This window comes from Desulfovibrio sp. DV (genome assembly GCF_001936595.1).
Lineage (GTDB): Bacteria > Desulfobacterota > Desulfovibrionia > Desulfovibrionales > Desulfovibrionaceae > Solidesulfovibrio.
Genome location: NZ_MLBG01000120.1, coordinates 1 through 14,788, shown reverse-complemented (window position 1 = coordinate 14,788; position 14,788 = coordinate 1). Strand labels below are relative to the sequence as shown.

Genomic DNA, 14,788 nt, shown 5'->3' with positions numbered 1-14,788 from the left:
CAAAGCGCACCCAACCCTCGAAACCCTTCCAGGGGCCGTTGTGGTAAGCGTGGGCGTTCAAGTAGGGAACGCGAATCTTTTTCGCCACTTCGCCCGGCCGCTTGCCGGTGAAGATGATGTCGGGCTTGAGCATCTCCATGGCTTCGAGGCCCTCGAGTTCATTGGGGTCGTCGATGGCCAGGGTCCCTGACTCGCAGCGGGAAATGCCCTTTTCCATGTCGCCCTGGTGGCCGAACTTGGTATAGACCGAGACCACGTCCACCTTCATTTCGTCGTGGATGACATGGGCCCAGTGCCACAGCTTGGAACCGCCCGGCCACAGGCAGACGCGTTTGCCCTTGAGGCGCTCGGCATACCAGTCGAGTTCCGGCTTCCAGCGGGCCACTTCCTCGTCGATGACGGCCTTGGCCCGGTCCTCGATGCCGAAGAAAAGCGCCACCTTGCGCAGCGATGCGGCCAGCGCGCCAAAGCCGAAGCCGTCGATGTCCAGGCGCGGCGTGCCATAGCGCTTGCGCAGCTCGTTGCAGATGTATTCGGCTGAGCGGGCGCATTCGAGGACGTTTAAGTGGGCCCGGTGCATGCCGCGCAGGTCGTTGTACGAACCGTTGCCGGTGAAGGTGGCCAACACCTGGATGCCCATGCGCTTGAAGTAGTCGTCCATGACCTCCTGGTCGCCTTGGATGTTGTACTCGCCGACGTAGTTGATGACGTAGTCGCTGGTCAGCGTCGGTTCAAAGGTGCCGACCTTCTGGTTGATCCAGGCGATGTTGATCTTGTGGTGGCCGCCGGACTGGCTGGGGCCGCCAAAGCCGGGGGAGTTGCACACGAAAATATCAACCTCGGGCATGTCTTCCATGATCTCGGCGGCAATGGCGTTGATGTCGTCGCCGATAAGGGCCGAGGCGCAGGTCTGGTAGATGGTCATGGCCTTGATGTCGGGAAAGGCCTTGAAAGCTTCGAGGATGTTCTGCTTGAGCAGCTTCTCGGCCCCGAAGACGATGTGCTTCTCCTTCATGTCCGAGGCAAAGGTGTACTTGATCTGGAAGTTGTCGTTGTCGCTGATGTAGCGCTTGGTCTGCCAGGTGTCGTAGGTGCAGCCCACGGGCCCGTGGCTCAAGTGGATGACGTCCTTCATGGGGGTGCCGATCACGTGCTTGGCCCCGCAATAGGCGCAGCCGCGCTCGGAGATCGACCCGGGAATGGTGTTCAAGTAGCCTAGCGGCAGGGCGTCGGCCAGGGTCTCGCCCGGCCCCTTGATGACGGCGTGCTTTTCCCGTTCGGGAATGCACTCGCTGCATTTAAACAGATGATACGGCATATTTTCCTCGCGGCCTCAGGCAGTTGGGGGACTTTGCCCCGAGCCTTACGCCTGTCTTCATTATGAACTTGCCAAGGGGCTGTCGCCTTCTGGCCGGCGTAGCGACGGCGGTTCCCATCAAGCTTGTCCTTCGACATTGCCCGCCCGACGGAACTGTCTTTCCCGCGCACACCCACCGTCGCGGCAACGCCGTTTCCCCTTAACCACTTGCCTCCAGGTGGGATTCCAAAGGGCTCAGCCCTTTGGCCGCCGGAGGCATCTTCCTTCTTTTCCGCACCTTCCCCCTACAACACAGCCGCGTCGCCGGTTTCGTCGGTGCGAAGGCGCAGTGCGTCGTCCACGGGCAGGACAAAGATCTTGCCGTCGCCGATCTGGGCGGTCTGGTTGGCCTTGATGATGGCCGAAACCACGGCGTCGGCGTCGGCGCTGGGCACGACGATGGAGAGCATCCGTTTGGGGATGTACTTCATGCCGCCGGATTTGCCCTGGCCTTGGAGTTCGGGGGGCAGATCGCAGTTGAGCTCGGCGGCGATGCCGCGCTGGTGGCCGCGCCCGAGCACCCGCACGGCCATGAAGCTGGGGAACCCGAGCTTTTCCAGGGCATCCTTGGTCTGCCCCACCTTTTTGGGGCGGATGATGGCGATGATTTCCTTCATGGCGGCTCCTGCTACAGTCCGCTGACGCCGGTTCGGACGGTAAAGACCGATTCCACGGGCATGACGAAGACCTTGCCGTCGCCGAAATTGCCGGTGTAGGCCTTGTACTTGATGATCTTGAGCACTTCCTCGACGCTTTTGTCCTCGACCACCATCATGATCATGGTCTTGGGCAATTCATCATAGTGGACGTCGCCCATGGTGATGCCTTTTTGCTTGCCCCGGCCGTAGGCGTTTATTTTGGTCATGGTGAAAAAGCCCGCCTCGGCCAGCCCTTCGGTCACGGTCTCGGCCGCTTCCGGCCGCACAATCGCCTTGATCATCTTCATGAGCCTGCTCCTTTGGGCGCAATGGTTAGTCGGCGATGCCGTACTTGACGACCATGGCTTCGAGTTCGTCCATGGTCATGGGCTTGGGGATGACGAAGTTCTTGTTTTCGATGATCTTGCGGCCCAGTTCGCTGTATTCCAGGGCCTGGTTTTCGGTGGCGTCGTATTCGGTGACCGTCTTCTTGTTGAATTCCGCCTTCTGCACGATGTTGTCGCGCGGTACGAAGTGGATCATCTGGGTGCCGATGGCGGCGGTGAATTCTTCCAGGAACTCCCGCTCCCCGTCGACCTTGCGGCTGTTGCAGATGACTCCGCCCAGGCGCACGCCGGACTGCTTGGCGTACTTGACCAGACCCTTGCAGATGTTGTTGGCGGCGTAGATGGCCATCATTTCGCCCGAGGCCACGATGTAGACCTCCTGGGCCTTGCCGTCGCGAATGGGCATGGCAAACCCACCGCAGACGACGTCGCCCAGGACGTCGAAGAAGACGAAGTCGAGGTCCTCGGTGTAGGCCCCGTTGGCTTCCATGAGGTCGATGGCCGTGATGACGCCGCGTCCGGCACAGCCCACGCCGGGCTCGGGACCGCCGGATTCCACACAGTTGATGCCCATAAAGCCCTGCTTGATGACCTTGTCATTGGTGACTTTTTCCGCGCCGTGGTCGCGCAGGACGTCCATGAGCGTTTCCTGGGGCTTGCCGCCAAGGATCAGCCGGGTGGAGTCGGCCTTGGGGTCGCAGCCGTGGATGAAAATTTTCTTGTCGTGGAAGTGGGCCATGGCGGCGGCCGTATTCTGGGTGGTGGTGGACTTGCCGATGCCGCCCTTTCCATAGATAGCGATCTTGCGGGTCATGCGAAGACTCCTTTTGCTGTAGTGCGCGTCGAAAAATGGAATCGCGCTGTTGCATGACCGTATAGCCATAATTGTGCCAGCCGAAATGACGGGGAGCTGCCCTGGGAATGAAACCAGGGATTTTGCTCATATTATAAGGATAATACTTTGTTTTTATTGTAATAATTTGAAGGTTCGGACAGTGGAAAAGGGTACCGGACGGAACCATTTTCAAGCGCATTGTTCCTTGCCGTACCATCGTTTGCTCGACATCGCGGAGTGGTGTTTCTTGGCGACGTACCTGTTGGTACCTTGTTTTGTCGGCTTGTACTGTGTGGTACACAATCACGTGTACACCGGCTGCGAGTGACTGCCGTGTGCCACGCCGGGAGGAGGGGAGGGGGCAACCCGACAGGCCGCCATCGCCATCACGACCGCGAGCGCCCAACGAGCATTGCCAGACCACGAAGGCCGCTGCGACGATGGCGGCGGCCACGACCGCCGTACCCATCATGACGGCTCCTGCGCCCACGACCACTCCGGACTCCCGGAACGACAATGCGGCCCGACCCTACAAAAACGGGGAGAAACGGACATATTGGTACGAAAGGGCAGTGTTCCTCAGGTCCGGGACGCGGCAGGGGGTGGTCCGGTCAGGGCCTGGGTCGAAAAGAATGCTGGAATACCTTGCTTTTTTTGATATGTCTAAAATAGCATATAATTTGTGCCGCGACGGTGGCGGAATCCATGCTTGTGGCATGTGGTTTGCTGAACCGGTCCGCATCGGCCAAGCGCCCGGTCTCCCGGAGGGGGGACGCGAGGATGCCCGGACCTCCGGTTGCCCGACAGCCCTGACCCTGCAGGCAGAAACCTCGGCCGGTCGGAGCCTCGGCCAGCCTGGCCGCGACCGCAAGCCCGACCGCCGGCGGCGCACGGGCAGACGCCTCAGGGCACAACGTCCCGACCGGTCATGAGAACCTGAAACAGCAGCGCGCAAGCGAGGCCCCATGGACGAGAAGTACGGGGAGAACAGCCCGGCCAAGGAATGCCATGCCGGGACCTGCAAACACAGCGATCCCCGGGTGAAGGAATGCCACGCCGGCGTGTGCCGGGGCAAAATTGTGCCGCTCCTCTACGAGATGGGGAAAGCGCTTTCCGAGCACAACGACCTGGCCCTGGCCCTGGACACCCTGCTTGACTACATGCGCCGCGACATGGGCGTCACCCGGGCCATGGTCAACCTGCACCATCGCCAGTCCGGCCACATCTTCATCCACAAGAGCATGGGCCTGACCGAGGATGAGCAGGCCCGGGGCATCTATTTTCCGGGCGAGGGCATCACCGGCCAGGTGGTGGAAGAGGCCCGGCCCATCGTGGTGCGGCGCATCGGCCAGGAGCCGGCCATCCTCAACCGCACCGGCAGCCTGTCGCGGCCCGAGGACTGCGACAACGCCTTTGTCTGCGTGCCGATCCTGCGCGGCAAAAAGGTGCTCGGCAGCATCAGCGCCGTGCGGTTTTACGACAGCGACGAGCTGCTCGACAAACACGTCAACGCCCTGGTGGTCGTCTCCTACATGCTGGCCCAGGCCGTGGAACTCTATCTGGTGGAAACTGTCGACAAGGTGCTGTGGGAAGAGCGCCACCAGGAACTGCTCGGCGCGCTCCAGGCGCGTTTCAAACCCTCGGCCTTCATCGGCTCATCCAAGGTCATGATGGAGGTGTTTGCCTTGCTGCACAAGGTGGCCAGGACCCGGACCACGGTGCTGCTCCTGGGCGAGAGCGGCGTTGGCAAGGAGATGATCGCCAATGCCATCCATGCCGACGGGCAGCGTCCGGACGGACCCATGGTCAAGTTCAACTGCGCCGCGCTGCCGGAGAGTATCCTGGAAAGCGAGCTGTTCGGCCATGAGAAGGGGTCGTTTACCGGGGCCACCCAACTGCGCAAGGGCCGGTTCGAAGAAGCCGACGGCGGCACCATTTTTCTCGATGAAGTGGGCGAACTGTCGCTTGGCGTCCAGGCCAAGCTGTTGCGCGTACTCCAGGAACGGGCTTTTGAGCGGGTGGGCGGCAACAAGACCGTGACCGTGGACATCCGCATCATCGCCGCCACCAATAAGAATCTGGCCGAGATGGCGGCGAGGGGTGAGTTTCGCCAGGATCTCTATTTCCGTCTCAATGTCTTCCCGCTCCAGGTGCCGCCCCTTCGCGACCGGGGCAGCGACATCGTCACCCTGGCCGAATATTTTACAGCCCGCTACGCCAAGGAAACGGGCAAGACGATCAAGCGGATCACCACCCCGGCGATCAATATGCTCATGCACTACCACTGGCCGGGCAATGTCCGGGAACTGGAAAACGTCATCCACCGGGCGGTCATCCTGACCGAGGACGACGCCATCCATGGCTACAACCTGCCGTTGTCGCTGCAAACGCCGGTGTTTTCCGGCGCGGACAGCCTGGACGGCCTGGAGGCCAGGCTGGCTGCGGTGGAATACGAGATGCTTGTCGAGGCCCTGCGCCTGCAGCAGGGCAACACCACCGAGGCGGCCCGTGAGCTTGGCCTGACGCGGCGGACCATGGGGCTTCGCATGAAAAAATATCGTCTGGATTACCGGGAGTTCCGGCGGGCAGACTGCGCCGCTCCGGCCTCTTCCCGGCCTTGAGGGCAGGGGAGGGGGCGGGACGGCAGCAGGGATGGATAGAGGGAACGATGGGCCTGGCCGCACACGCGGTCCGAGGCCGGCATGGCCGGCCGCACCTCTGTCGTTTCATGTGGGTCGGGAGCGTCCTGCCGGCCAGTACCGTTTTTATTCGCAAGCGCCCAGGTTCTTGACGCGAACCCATCATGCGCGTATAGGACGTGGCTCGCACGCGCCAGCATAGCTCAGTTGGTAGAGCAGCTGATTCGTAATCAGCAGGTCTGGAGTTCGAGTCTCCATGCTGGCTCCATTATTTCAAGGGGTTAGGACGTCAAAGTCCTGGCCCCTTTTTCGTTTATCAGATGCCCCTGCCTGTTGGCTCCGTTGGCGGACCCGATTTGTCCGCTATCCCCTTCCTCCCCATTTTTCCATGAGTTTTGGCACTGCTTAAATATTCCCCTGCTATTTCAATGCGTTGAAATATTTTGAACGAATTTGAACGCTGGTATTCTACGTATTGCGCGTGATTTCAGTGTGTTGCGTCGAATGTGTGGGAAATTTGAAATTTTGAACGGGGTGGGTTTTCGGCCGGCCCGAGCGAAATGAGCCCGAAAATGAGGGCACGGTGAGGCGCTGCACAATGCGCAGACGTCTGCGCGTGTGGTTACGGGAGTTGTTTTTGACAGCAAGCTAGTGGAAGCTTGACATCAAACGAACGATAGCCGATATCGGAAAAGCAGTGTCAAGCAGGGGTATTGCACTTTTGTCTGACCGTAGAACTTGATAGGCAATTTTATTTTGAGCCATAAGCCTATTTGCATAGATTTACATTGATAGCAAGCAATTATGTACCAAAAAAGGTAACAGCTTAAGATTTGTTTGCAATTGTGGAGGGAGTAGTGGATAAAGTAATTGCGAAACGTATTGAACAAGAGCTTACGGGCAAACATGTCCGTGATTGGCTGATAGAAAGTGTGATCGATAATGGGAAATCGGCCGTCGTCCTTAAAGGAACAAGTGGGAATCTAGTCGGTGCCATTAAAATATTTGACCCTGATCTTGTTGAAAAGCAAGGAAAGGATAGCCAACTTGCAAGAATAGACAGGGAAAAGGGTTTAATTGGGAAACATCACAAAAATTTAGTTAAAATTTATGATGGCGGCCTTTGTGCTGATACTGGATATTGTTTTATTGCTATGGAGTATTTAGAAGGCAACAATCTTGCTAAAGATTTGGCCAAAGTTTCTTGTGATAATATTTGTGGTATAGTAAGAAAGATCGCATCGGCAGCAAAGTTTTTAGAGGATAATGGTTATTGCCACCGGGATATAAAGCCAGAAAATATTTTGTACAAAGGTGGCGACGACATTATTCTGTTGGATCTTGGTGTTATGAGGCCAATTGAAGGTTCAAGTTTGACAGATGATGATAATATTCGTCCGTTTATCGGAACGTTGCAATATAGTCCTCCAGAATTTTTGCTAAGAAAAGAAAGTGAAACAACTGAAGGGCTCAGAGCTATAACTTTCTATCAAATAGGTGCGGTTTTGCATGATTTAATAATGAAAAAACCACTCTTTGACAATTTCAAAAATCCTTATGCGAATTTAGTAAATGCAGTTCAACAGGAAAATCCCGACACTCATAACAATTCTATTTCGCCAAAGATTAGAGCGCTAGCAGCAAATTGCCTTGTAAAAGATCCAGCCAAGAGACTTCAGCTTGTCTCTTGGCTGGATCTGCTTGAATTATCCTCAGAAGATAAAGGTTTTGGTGAATTACAGCAAAGGATTAAAAGCTACAGAATAGCAGCGTCTTGTTCTTCTCTTCAGCCGTCTTCAGCAATCAGCTGCGAAGAATCATTAAAAAAGATAGGGGAGGAGATACTCGAATGCACAAGGTCCAGATGTATTGCTAGCAAACTGTTCCCTCGGTTTTTAACGACGATTTCCGATGTTGACAAAGAAGAAGTTTCTTTGGAAGTAGCGTTTCGATTTGAAAAAGATACCGGGTTTGGTTTAAACAGCTTTTTATCACTATTTGTTGAGATTAAACTCGTTGACAGTTCTGCGGAAGTCGTTTCTGTTGGAATTGCAGGTTTTTTGACGGAGAACAATTTTTGCGACAGAAATGAGCTTGAATTTGAATTCAAAAAAGTCTTGATTTCAACCTACGACTGTGATCTTTTTTCGTTAAAGGTCTATCAGATGATATGTAAAATATACGACTCGACTATCAACAAGATTGTTGAGCCGCTGACGTCAGAAACTTTTTCAGTCTGCTTCTAAATACAAAGGGAACAGGTGTATCATGGAAGGTTTGTGGTGGGTCGAGCAAGATGAGCTAGATACCGATCAGAAAGAAGCTATTGATCTTCCTCTTGATGCGAATCACCTAATTTATGGCCCTCCAGGTTCAGGCAAAACAAATCTTGTCTTATTGCGAGCTAAGTATTTAGTACGTTCTGGTGTACCCAACGTTTGTATTGTTGTCTTTACAAGAACTTTGCATGAATTTATTAGCCTAGGTTGTGCACAATATGGCATCGCTAGCAACAAACTAAAAACAAGTGTGTCATTGTTTAATGATATTTTACACCAATACAATATTGAGCCTGATAAATCTGAGGACTTTTCTGCACTGAGAGAGAATTTATCAAAACAGGTCAAAGCACTTCTTGAAGAAAAGAAGCTGTCAAATTTTTATGATGTAATTTTGTTGGATGAGGCCCAGGATTATAGTGTTGATGAAATTGACATATTTAGAATTTTAGGGCGTAATATTTTTGCAGTAGCAGACGCGAGACAAATGATATTTTCAGGGAAAGATCCTTTGCCTAAACTAGAATCGATCGCCAAAAATAAAATAACATTACGTTTTCATTATCGAAATGGGTATAAGATATGCAGACTGGCAGATGGCATTGCAAAGGTGTCTGGTAGCTACAGTTTGTCAACAGATACCTCACACTATGATGAAATAAGGTACCCTTCGACTGCTGAATTGGTTAAGTGTCTATCTCTTGAAGAACAATGTTTAAAAATTCTTTCAAATGTAAAGACCCAGCTAAAAGCTTATCCGCGGGCGCTTATAGGTGTATTGTGTCCAAGAAATAACGAGCTAAAAATAGTATATGAAATTTTGTCAGCGACAGAAATATCAGATTATATTATTTTACAAGGTCTAGGCAATGGCTATTCCTCATTTGAAGACAAGCCAATCTGTTTGTGTAATGTGCACAATGCCAAAGGATTAGAATTTCGTGCATTACACATAGCTGGTGTGGATTTTTTTGATAATTTTAAAAAATATCAAAGAAATATGGTTTATACTGCTATAACACGAGCGAAAACGTCAATGTCTGTTTACTATACAGATATCCTCCCTGGGTATCTTGAGAGTGCTTTTGCCTCCCTTTCTAAGCCTTCTCGTCCTTCAATTAAAGATTTGTTTTAACTGAAGAGGTGTGAATATGTATTCGTTAAAATGCAAGCGAAAAGACTTGCTTGATATATTTTCAAAAAAAGGACCAAAGCAACGCCCGGCGTTGAGCGATGGATTTATCGATCACAATAACGAAACACTAGAAGCGGACTGTCTTTGTTTAATTTGGCCTGACGCTAGCGAAATAGATAACTTGCCGCCATCCATGATAATTACTTCCGATAAGTCTGTTGAAGATTTGTTGGCATGGTCCTCTACATACCTCTCCGAGTATCAACCGCTTACAACTTACTGTTATGTTTTAGAACAATCTGAACATGCACTAGTTGGCAATTTGCCGTTACGTGCTAGACTTAATCGTTTAGAATGTGCTTGGGTAGGGCTAATTCTCGCTGAGGCGATTACTCTTTCTTCTGTTTCTGCTCCTAATTTTAATATTGCGCCTTTGGCTTGTGCAAGTACTTTTTCGTTTTGTGCTGCGCGATTTTCTGCTTTGAAATATTCTAATGATTTTAGTGACTCGCTGGTTGAAAGATGGAAAAAAGCACACAAAGCTTCACGTCAACCTGTAAGAAAATTAGAGTTGTCCCGAATCTTAGATAAAGTTTGGCTGCTAACTGCTTTGTCGAATACAAAGGGACTTCGAAATGACATCGCTATGACACCTGATGGATTGAATAATATTTATGTTGCTTGCAAACAAATAATCGAAAACGGTGTGATTACTGATGCAGGATTAAGCTATTGCTTCGGAGGTAGTGCTAACTTTAGAACTATCCATGCGGAGATGTTAGGCTCACGCGAAAATCGGGTTCTTGTTTTTGAGGACGCCATGGCACGGATATGTGTAAATAAACAAAGTTTTCAAGAAGCATCATTTTTGTGTGGATATTTAGCCAGCTTGGTTAGCCCAGGATCTTTGGATTATTTTGATCTAATTTGGCCCTGGCTAAGTCATTATTCTGACGCGATGCTCTGGTATGGCATATGTTCTGGACTTCAGGAGAAAAATGTAATTTTATCTTCATTTTCAAGTATAGGAAGAAGGGTTTTGAGAGATGTTTTAAAGCCAATATACAAATTTGATCGTCCTAGTTCCGATATTTCATCCCATGAGTTAGATGTAATTTCGCGGAGCGAAGGTGGGCTAGTCTTCCGTACTGGTAATTCAGGATATATCGATTGCGAGCTATTCCCAGGAGTAAATACTTTTTTACGTAAACAGGCAAATGATACTTTGCCAATAAACGCGCCTACTGTTTGCAAAGGAAATAAGGAATATTCTGATGCCGTGGACAAATTAGGAAAAGCGCTAATCGAAATTAATGTATTGTACCAAAAAATTAATTTTGCAAAAGAAAATGAAGAAGTAACTTTTTCGAATAACAAAAGCAATAGCAAAAGCAAGAGAAAGCAATCAGTTCCTCGAAAGCGAAAGCTTCTTGATTCGTAGACTGGCGACGTATTGGGTTTGAAGTTTTGCTGGCAATTGTGTGTAGACGTATTTGATCTTGCCTTGCATGCAACCCATTGTGCTATAATTCAGACAAACTACGTATCTCTCAATCGACAGTATTGTCTTGTTCAGTTTTCTTAAGATTTTTTTGCACTTGAGGTCACTAGCCTATCGTCTGTAATTGACATTTACTACCGAAGCTTCCACTCCGCATTCTCGCTCCAATTGATTGATAGATTGTTTGAATAGTGTGTAGATTTCTTATGTCGCATCACGCGAAAAAGGTTGCTGGTTGGCTGAGAAGGTATCCTCTTGTCATGCAGTAGAGGACCGAATATATTTTTTACTTTAAAATGACTCTCGAATAATAAATTTAGTAAAATTTGCAGATAATGTCCTGAAGCGGGTCGACAAGTCTTAAAATGATGATCTAACCAAAGAAACAATTGAACTCATCAGCTTTGACCACTTTTAAGAACTTTTCAATCGACTTCACTTTCGGGCAAGGGTCATATTTTGTCCATTTGCCTGTCCCGCGCATCCAGTAGACTTTCCAAGTCTTGGAAGTCTTCACATAGGCCGCTTTGGCAAACTTGCTTTCGATTTTCTGGCTGGCATCCATGAAATAGGGGCGGATTTCGAATAGCTCCACAATTTGCTGCTCAGGGTCAATCCTGAAGCCCCACTGGAGCTGATCTCGGATATGGGCCGGCGGCCCCTTCTCGTCGCAGAATTTCTTCAGCAGGTTTGCCAGTCGGTGCTCTTCAAATTCGCTGATGGCCATTTGGTCCTCGAAGGTGATTAACTGCCCGCCTGAGATGATTTCTTTAGCCGGCAAAGGTCTTGAGCAGCAAGTCTTATGAAAATTTGTTGCCCGCTGTCCACGATATGCCCCCTCAGCTCTTATCTGGTCACACCTTCCCCGCTTGCGTCTCAATCGGTGCCTGCTTTCAAGGTGCTGGTCGGCTATGACAGCACCGTCCTCCGAGATGAATATGTCCTGTGAAGCAGCTGGCACTGGCGAGGAAATGATCGGCTGGCCGCTATCGGGGTGTTCGGTTTGATGACGACTGTTTTGCTGGGAATGCAACACTGCGGATATGTTAACTTTCAAGGTAATTAGGCGTGCCGTAGTATAGAATTGTAGCTTTTAATACAGGAAATTGCTTGACTTGAACTGTCAAACGCTATTAAGCCGTTACCATTGAAACGTTAAAAGAAATCGGGGTTCACTATGGAAGGCATAAGAACTTTGGCCAAAGACAATTCCATCCAAATACACCTGCATAAAACTTTTTATGAAGCTGAAGCCATAAAAAATGCTGCATTTAGTTTTTCAAATTCGTGCTATGTATTTCTAAAACCTTACGATATGGAAGAAAATTTAGTTCGCTTTGAACCCAAAGAAGGCGTTGAGGTTGATCTTGAATCTGTGGCTAAAGAGTTTTGTAATTCAGTGCTTGACCATCAAATTAGACTGGATTTGGAAAAGATGAATTCAAAAATCAGAAATCTTATTGTCAAACAAGCGTTCTCGCCTATCGAAAAATTAGTTGTTGGCGACTAAAATGGGCAGCAATTATTTGATTCTTCCACATTCTTTTCGCCGCTTGGACGGGGATAGGGTGTTGCTGGTAAATTATGGGGGAGGTTTTCTTTTTTAAAAAATGATAATTTCAAACAGTTCATTAATCACGGGCTCGATACTGAGGATGATCTTGCCTTGGACCTAGAGAGCAATGGTTTTTTGAGCTTTGCTGATCATGATCTGGCTGTGAATCTTGCGTCTGTTAAATACAGGACAAGAAAAGGTTTTTTGAATAATTTTACATCTCTCCATATGATGGTTGTGACAGTTCGATGCAATCAAAAATGTGAATATTGCCAAGTATCCTGCGAAGGAGAGGACGCATTACAGTATGATATGAGCGTCGATACTTCACGAAAGATTGTTGATTTTATATTTAATTCGCCCAGTAATAATATTAAGATTGAATTCCAAGGCGGCGAGCCTCTTCTGAATTGGAATGTTATTCAGGCAGTTGTTGAGTATGCCAAGGTAAAAAACTTAGTTGCGAAGAAAGAGCTTTCAATAGTCATCTGCACCAATCTAACTCTTATGACGCCAGAAAAATTAGCTTACATAAAATTAGAAAATATACAAATTTCAACTTCGCTTGATGGCCCTGCATCTGTTCATGATCACAATAGAAAACTTCGGACGTCAAATAGTTCTTACGGTGCATTCGTTGAAAAATTGCAAAATTGTTCTGACCTTGGCGTACCAGTGTCTGCTTTGATGACAACAACAAGGAGAAGTTTGAAGAAATTCCCTCAGATAGTAGATGAATATATGTCAAAAGGATTCGAAGGAATCTTTTTTAGACCGCTCAATCCATACGGTTTCGCACATGAAAGAATTGAAGAGATTGGCTATAGCCCCAATGAATTCGTTCAGGCTTATCGGTCTGGACTGGATTATATCATAGAGCAAAACAAGGCCGGTCGATATTTTGTTGAGTATTATGCTCAATTACTGTTAACTCGAATTTTGACATCTTATCCTACCGGCTTCGTAGACCTTCAATCGCCTGCGGGCACAGGGATAAGTGGTGTAATCTACGACTACAATGGGGATGTCTATCCGTCGGATGAAGGCCGAATGCTGTCTCGAATGGGAGACTACTATTTTAGGCTGGGTAACGTTTGTCAAGACAAGTATGTTGATGTCTTTAATGGTGATAAACTTAAGCGGATCGTAACTGATTCTTGTATTGAAACAACTCCTAGTTGTGGGTGGTGTGCGTATCAGGTGTATTGCGGGGTAGATCCTGTTAGGAATTACTTGGAAACCGGCGATGTTGTTGGATTTAGACCTGGAAGCTTTTTTTGCGAGATGCATCTCGCATTGTTTGATATGCTTTTTGACATGATAGCTAAGGCTGACCCGAATGACTTGGACGTATTTTGGTCTTGGGTGATTCCTAAGAAGGCAAATAAAGATGCTTAAGGCTTTTGGCAAAGCAAAAAACATCCGATCTCCTTTGATCGGGGTGGCGAGTCGAACCGATATCCCCTTTTTTGATCGGCAGTCATATATTTCGATTGATAAAAATCGTGGATTTGGCTACTTGGCTCATGTAAGAAATGATTATTCTGATGCCCCATTACTATCTCCTTCGATTTTATTAGATCAAAAAAATAACGTCGATATCATTCAAGATGGCGACATATTAAGATTGAGAAAAGATGGAGTGGTTGAATTTTTGTGGAGAAAAGGCAGCACGAGCAATTGCCTGTTTGTTACTTCCAGATGCAATTGTGAATGCTTGATGTGTCCTCAACCTCCCGCAAATGATACTGAAAACTATGACGCTGTGATTGTGAGATTATTGGACTTGCTTGACAAGGATGGTGAAGAGCCCGTTTGCATAACTGGGGGTGAACCAACGTTGCCCCGAAAAAAATTTATCAACTATTTGTCTATCTTGAAGCGTAATCACAAAAAACGCAGAGTAGACGTTTTGACCAACGGTCAAACATTCTCGGACTTAGACTTTGTCTCAGAGGTTGCTTCTGAAAGTCCTGACAAGATAACATTTTGCACGTCTATTCATTCAGACACTGCTTCAATACACAATCGTATTGTTTCTTCAAACGTCGCGTTTAAAAAGACGGTCTATGGCATTCAAAACTTAGCTCGATTCGGACTTCCAGTTGAGCTTCGATTCGTTCTGAATAGACACAATGCCCGTCGGATGGTACCATTTGCTGATTTTGTTGTAAAAAACTTTCCATTTGTTTTTCATGTTGCTTTGATGAGTTTGGAAGTGGTTGGCCTTGCCTCTAGTAATTTTAATGACGTTTGGATAGACCCTCTTGAGTGCAACGACTACTTCTTTGAGGCCGTCCAGAGACTCAATAGATCTGGGATATCAACGTCAATATACAATACTCCATTATGTTTGCTCGATGAGAAACTTTGGAAGTACTGTCGACAGTCCATCTCTGACTGGAAAAACACCTACCCAGATATGTGTACATCGTGTGTTTTGCGTAACCGATGTTGCGGTGTGTTCTCAACGTCAACACACTTAAGTCAAAATTTGCGTCC

Annotated in this window: 11 protein-coding genes, 1 tRNA gene and 1 pseudogene; 8 read left to right on the top strand and 5 right to left on the bottom strand. The window is 48.8% G+C overall.

Annotation, left to right across the window (positions count from 1 at the left end; genetic code table 11):
• The 4 genes from anfD to nifH all read right to left on the bottom strand — a co-directional run.
• On the bottom strand, positions 1 to 1,318 hold a 1,318-nt coding region (anfD, locus tag DVDV_RS18975; RefSeq protein ID WP_075356167.1), incomplete at its 3' end, for a nitrogenase iron-iron protein, alpha chain.
• Between the two features lie 284 nt (positions 1,319 to 1,602).
• Complete coding sequence (locus DVDV_RS18970; RefSeq protein WP_075356166.1) at positions 1,603 to 1,974, bottom strand: P-II family nitrogen regulator; 372 nt, start codon at positions 1,972 to 1,974, stop codon at positions 1,603 to 1,605.
• 11 nt (positions 1,975 to 1,985) lie between these two features.
• Complete coding sequence (locus DVDV_RS18965) at positions 1,986 to 2,303, bottom strand: P-II family nitrogen regulator (RefSeq protein ID WP_075356165.1); 318 nt, start codon at positions 2,301 to 2,303, stop codon at positions 1,986 to 1,988.
• Between the two features lie 25 nt (positions 2,304 to 2,328).
• Positions 2,329 to 3,156, bottom strand: coding sequence for a nitrogenase iron protein (nifH, locus tag DVDV_RS18960; protein ID WP_075356164.1), 828 nt, complete (start codon positions 3,154 to 3,156; stop codon positions 2,329 to 2,331).
• Positions 3,157 to 4,142: 986 nt separating this feature from the next.
• Between nifH and DVDV_RS18955 the strand changes: the two genes are divergently transcribed.
• The 5 genes from DVDV_RS18955 to DVDV_RS22500 all read left to right on the top strand — a co-directional run bounded on the left by DVDV_RS18955 (position 4,143) and on the right by DVDV_RS22500 (position 10,671).
• Complete coding sequence (locus tag DVDV_RS18955; RefSeq protein ID WP_075356163.1) at positions 4,143 to 5,798, top strand: sigma 54-interacting transcriptional regulator; 1,656 nt, start codon at positions 4,143 to 4,145, stop codon at positions 5,796 to 5,798.
• A 210-nt stretch (positions 5,799 to 6,008) separates the two neighbouring features.
• Positions 6,009 to 6,084, top strand: a tRNA-Thr gene (locus tag DVDV_RS18950).
• 589 nt (positions 6,085 to 6,673) lie between these two features.
• Complete coding sequence (locus DVDV_RS18945; protein WP_075356162.1) at positions 6,674 to 8,062, top strand: protein kinase; 1,389 nt, start codon at positions 6,674 to 6,676, stop codon at positions 8,060 to 8,062.
• Positions 8,063 to 8,084: 22 nt separating this feature from the next.
• Entirely contained in the window at positions 8,085 to 9,230 is a 1,146-nt protein-coding gene (locus DVDV_RS18940; RefSeq protein ID WP_075356161.1) for an ATP-binding domain-containing protein, read from the top strand.
• 16 nt (positions 9,231 to 9,246) lie between these two features.
• A complete protein-coding gene (locus DVDV_RS22500) occupies positions 9,247 to 10,671 on the top strand; it encodes a hypothetical protein (protein ID WP_139311677.1) in 1,425 nt (474 codons plus the stop codon).
• Positions 10,672 to 11,104: 433 nt separating this feature from the next.
• Here DVDV_RS22500 and DVDV_RS18935 read toward each other — a convergent pair whose 3' ends face one another.
• A complete protein-coding gene (locus tag DVDV_RS18935) occupies positions 11,105 to 11,458 on the bottom strand; it encodes a DUF3024 domain-containing protein (RefSeq protein ID WP_075356168.1) in 354 nt (117 codons plus the stop codon).
• 450 nt (positions 11,459 to 11,908) lie between these two features.
• Between DVDV_RS18935 and hxsD the strand changes: the two genes are divergently transcribed.
• From hxsD to hxsC, 3 genes and pseudogenes are all read left to right on the top strand, one after another.
• Positions 11,909 to 12,241: a His-Xaa-Ser system protein HxsD gene (hxsD, locus tag DVDV_RS18930; protein WP_075356160.1), complete on the top strand. Its 333-nt coding sequence runs from the start codon at positions 11,909 to 11,911 to the stop codon at positions 12,239 to 12,241.
• Between the two features lie 87 nt (positions 12,242 to 12,328).
• Positions 12,329 to 13,684: pseudogene (hxsB, locus tag DVDV_RS18925) on the top strand (His-Xaa-Ser system radical SAM maturase HxsB); the annotation flags it as partial.
• The coding region (hxsC, locus tag DVDV_RS18920) for a His-Xaa-Ser system radical SAM maturase HxsC (protein WP_139311676.1) at positions 13,677 to 14,788 on the top strand (1,112 nt) is incomplete at its 3' end. The pseudogene hxsB and the gene hxsC, both read left to right, overlap by 8 nt.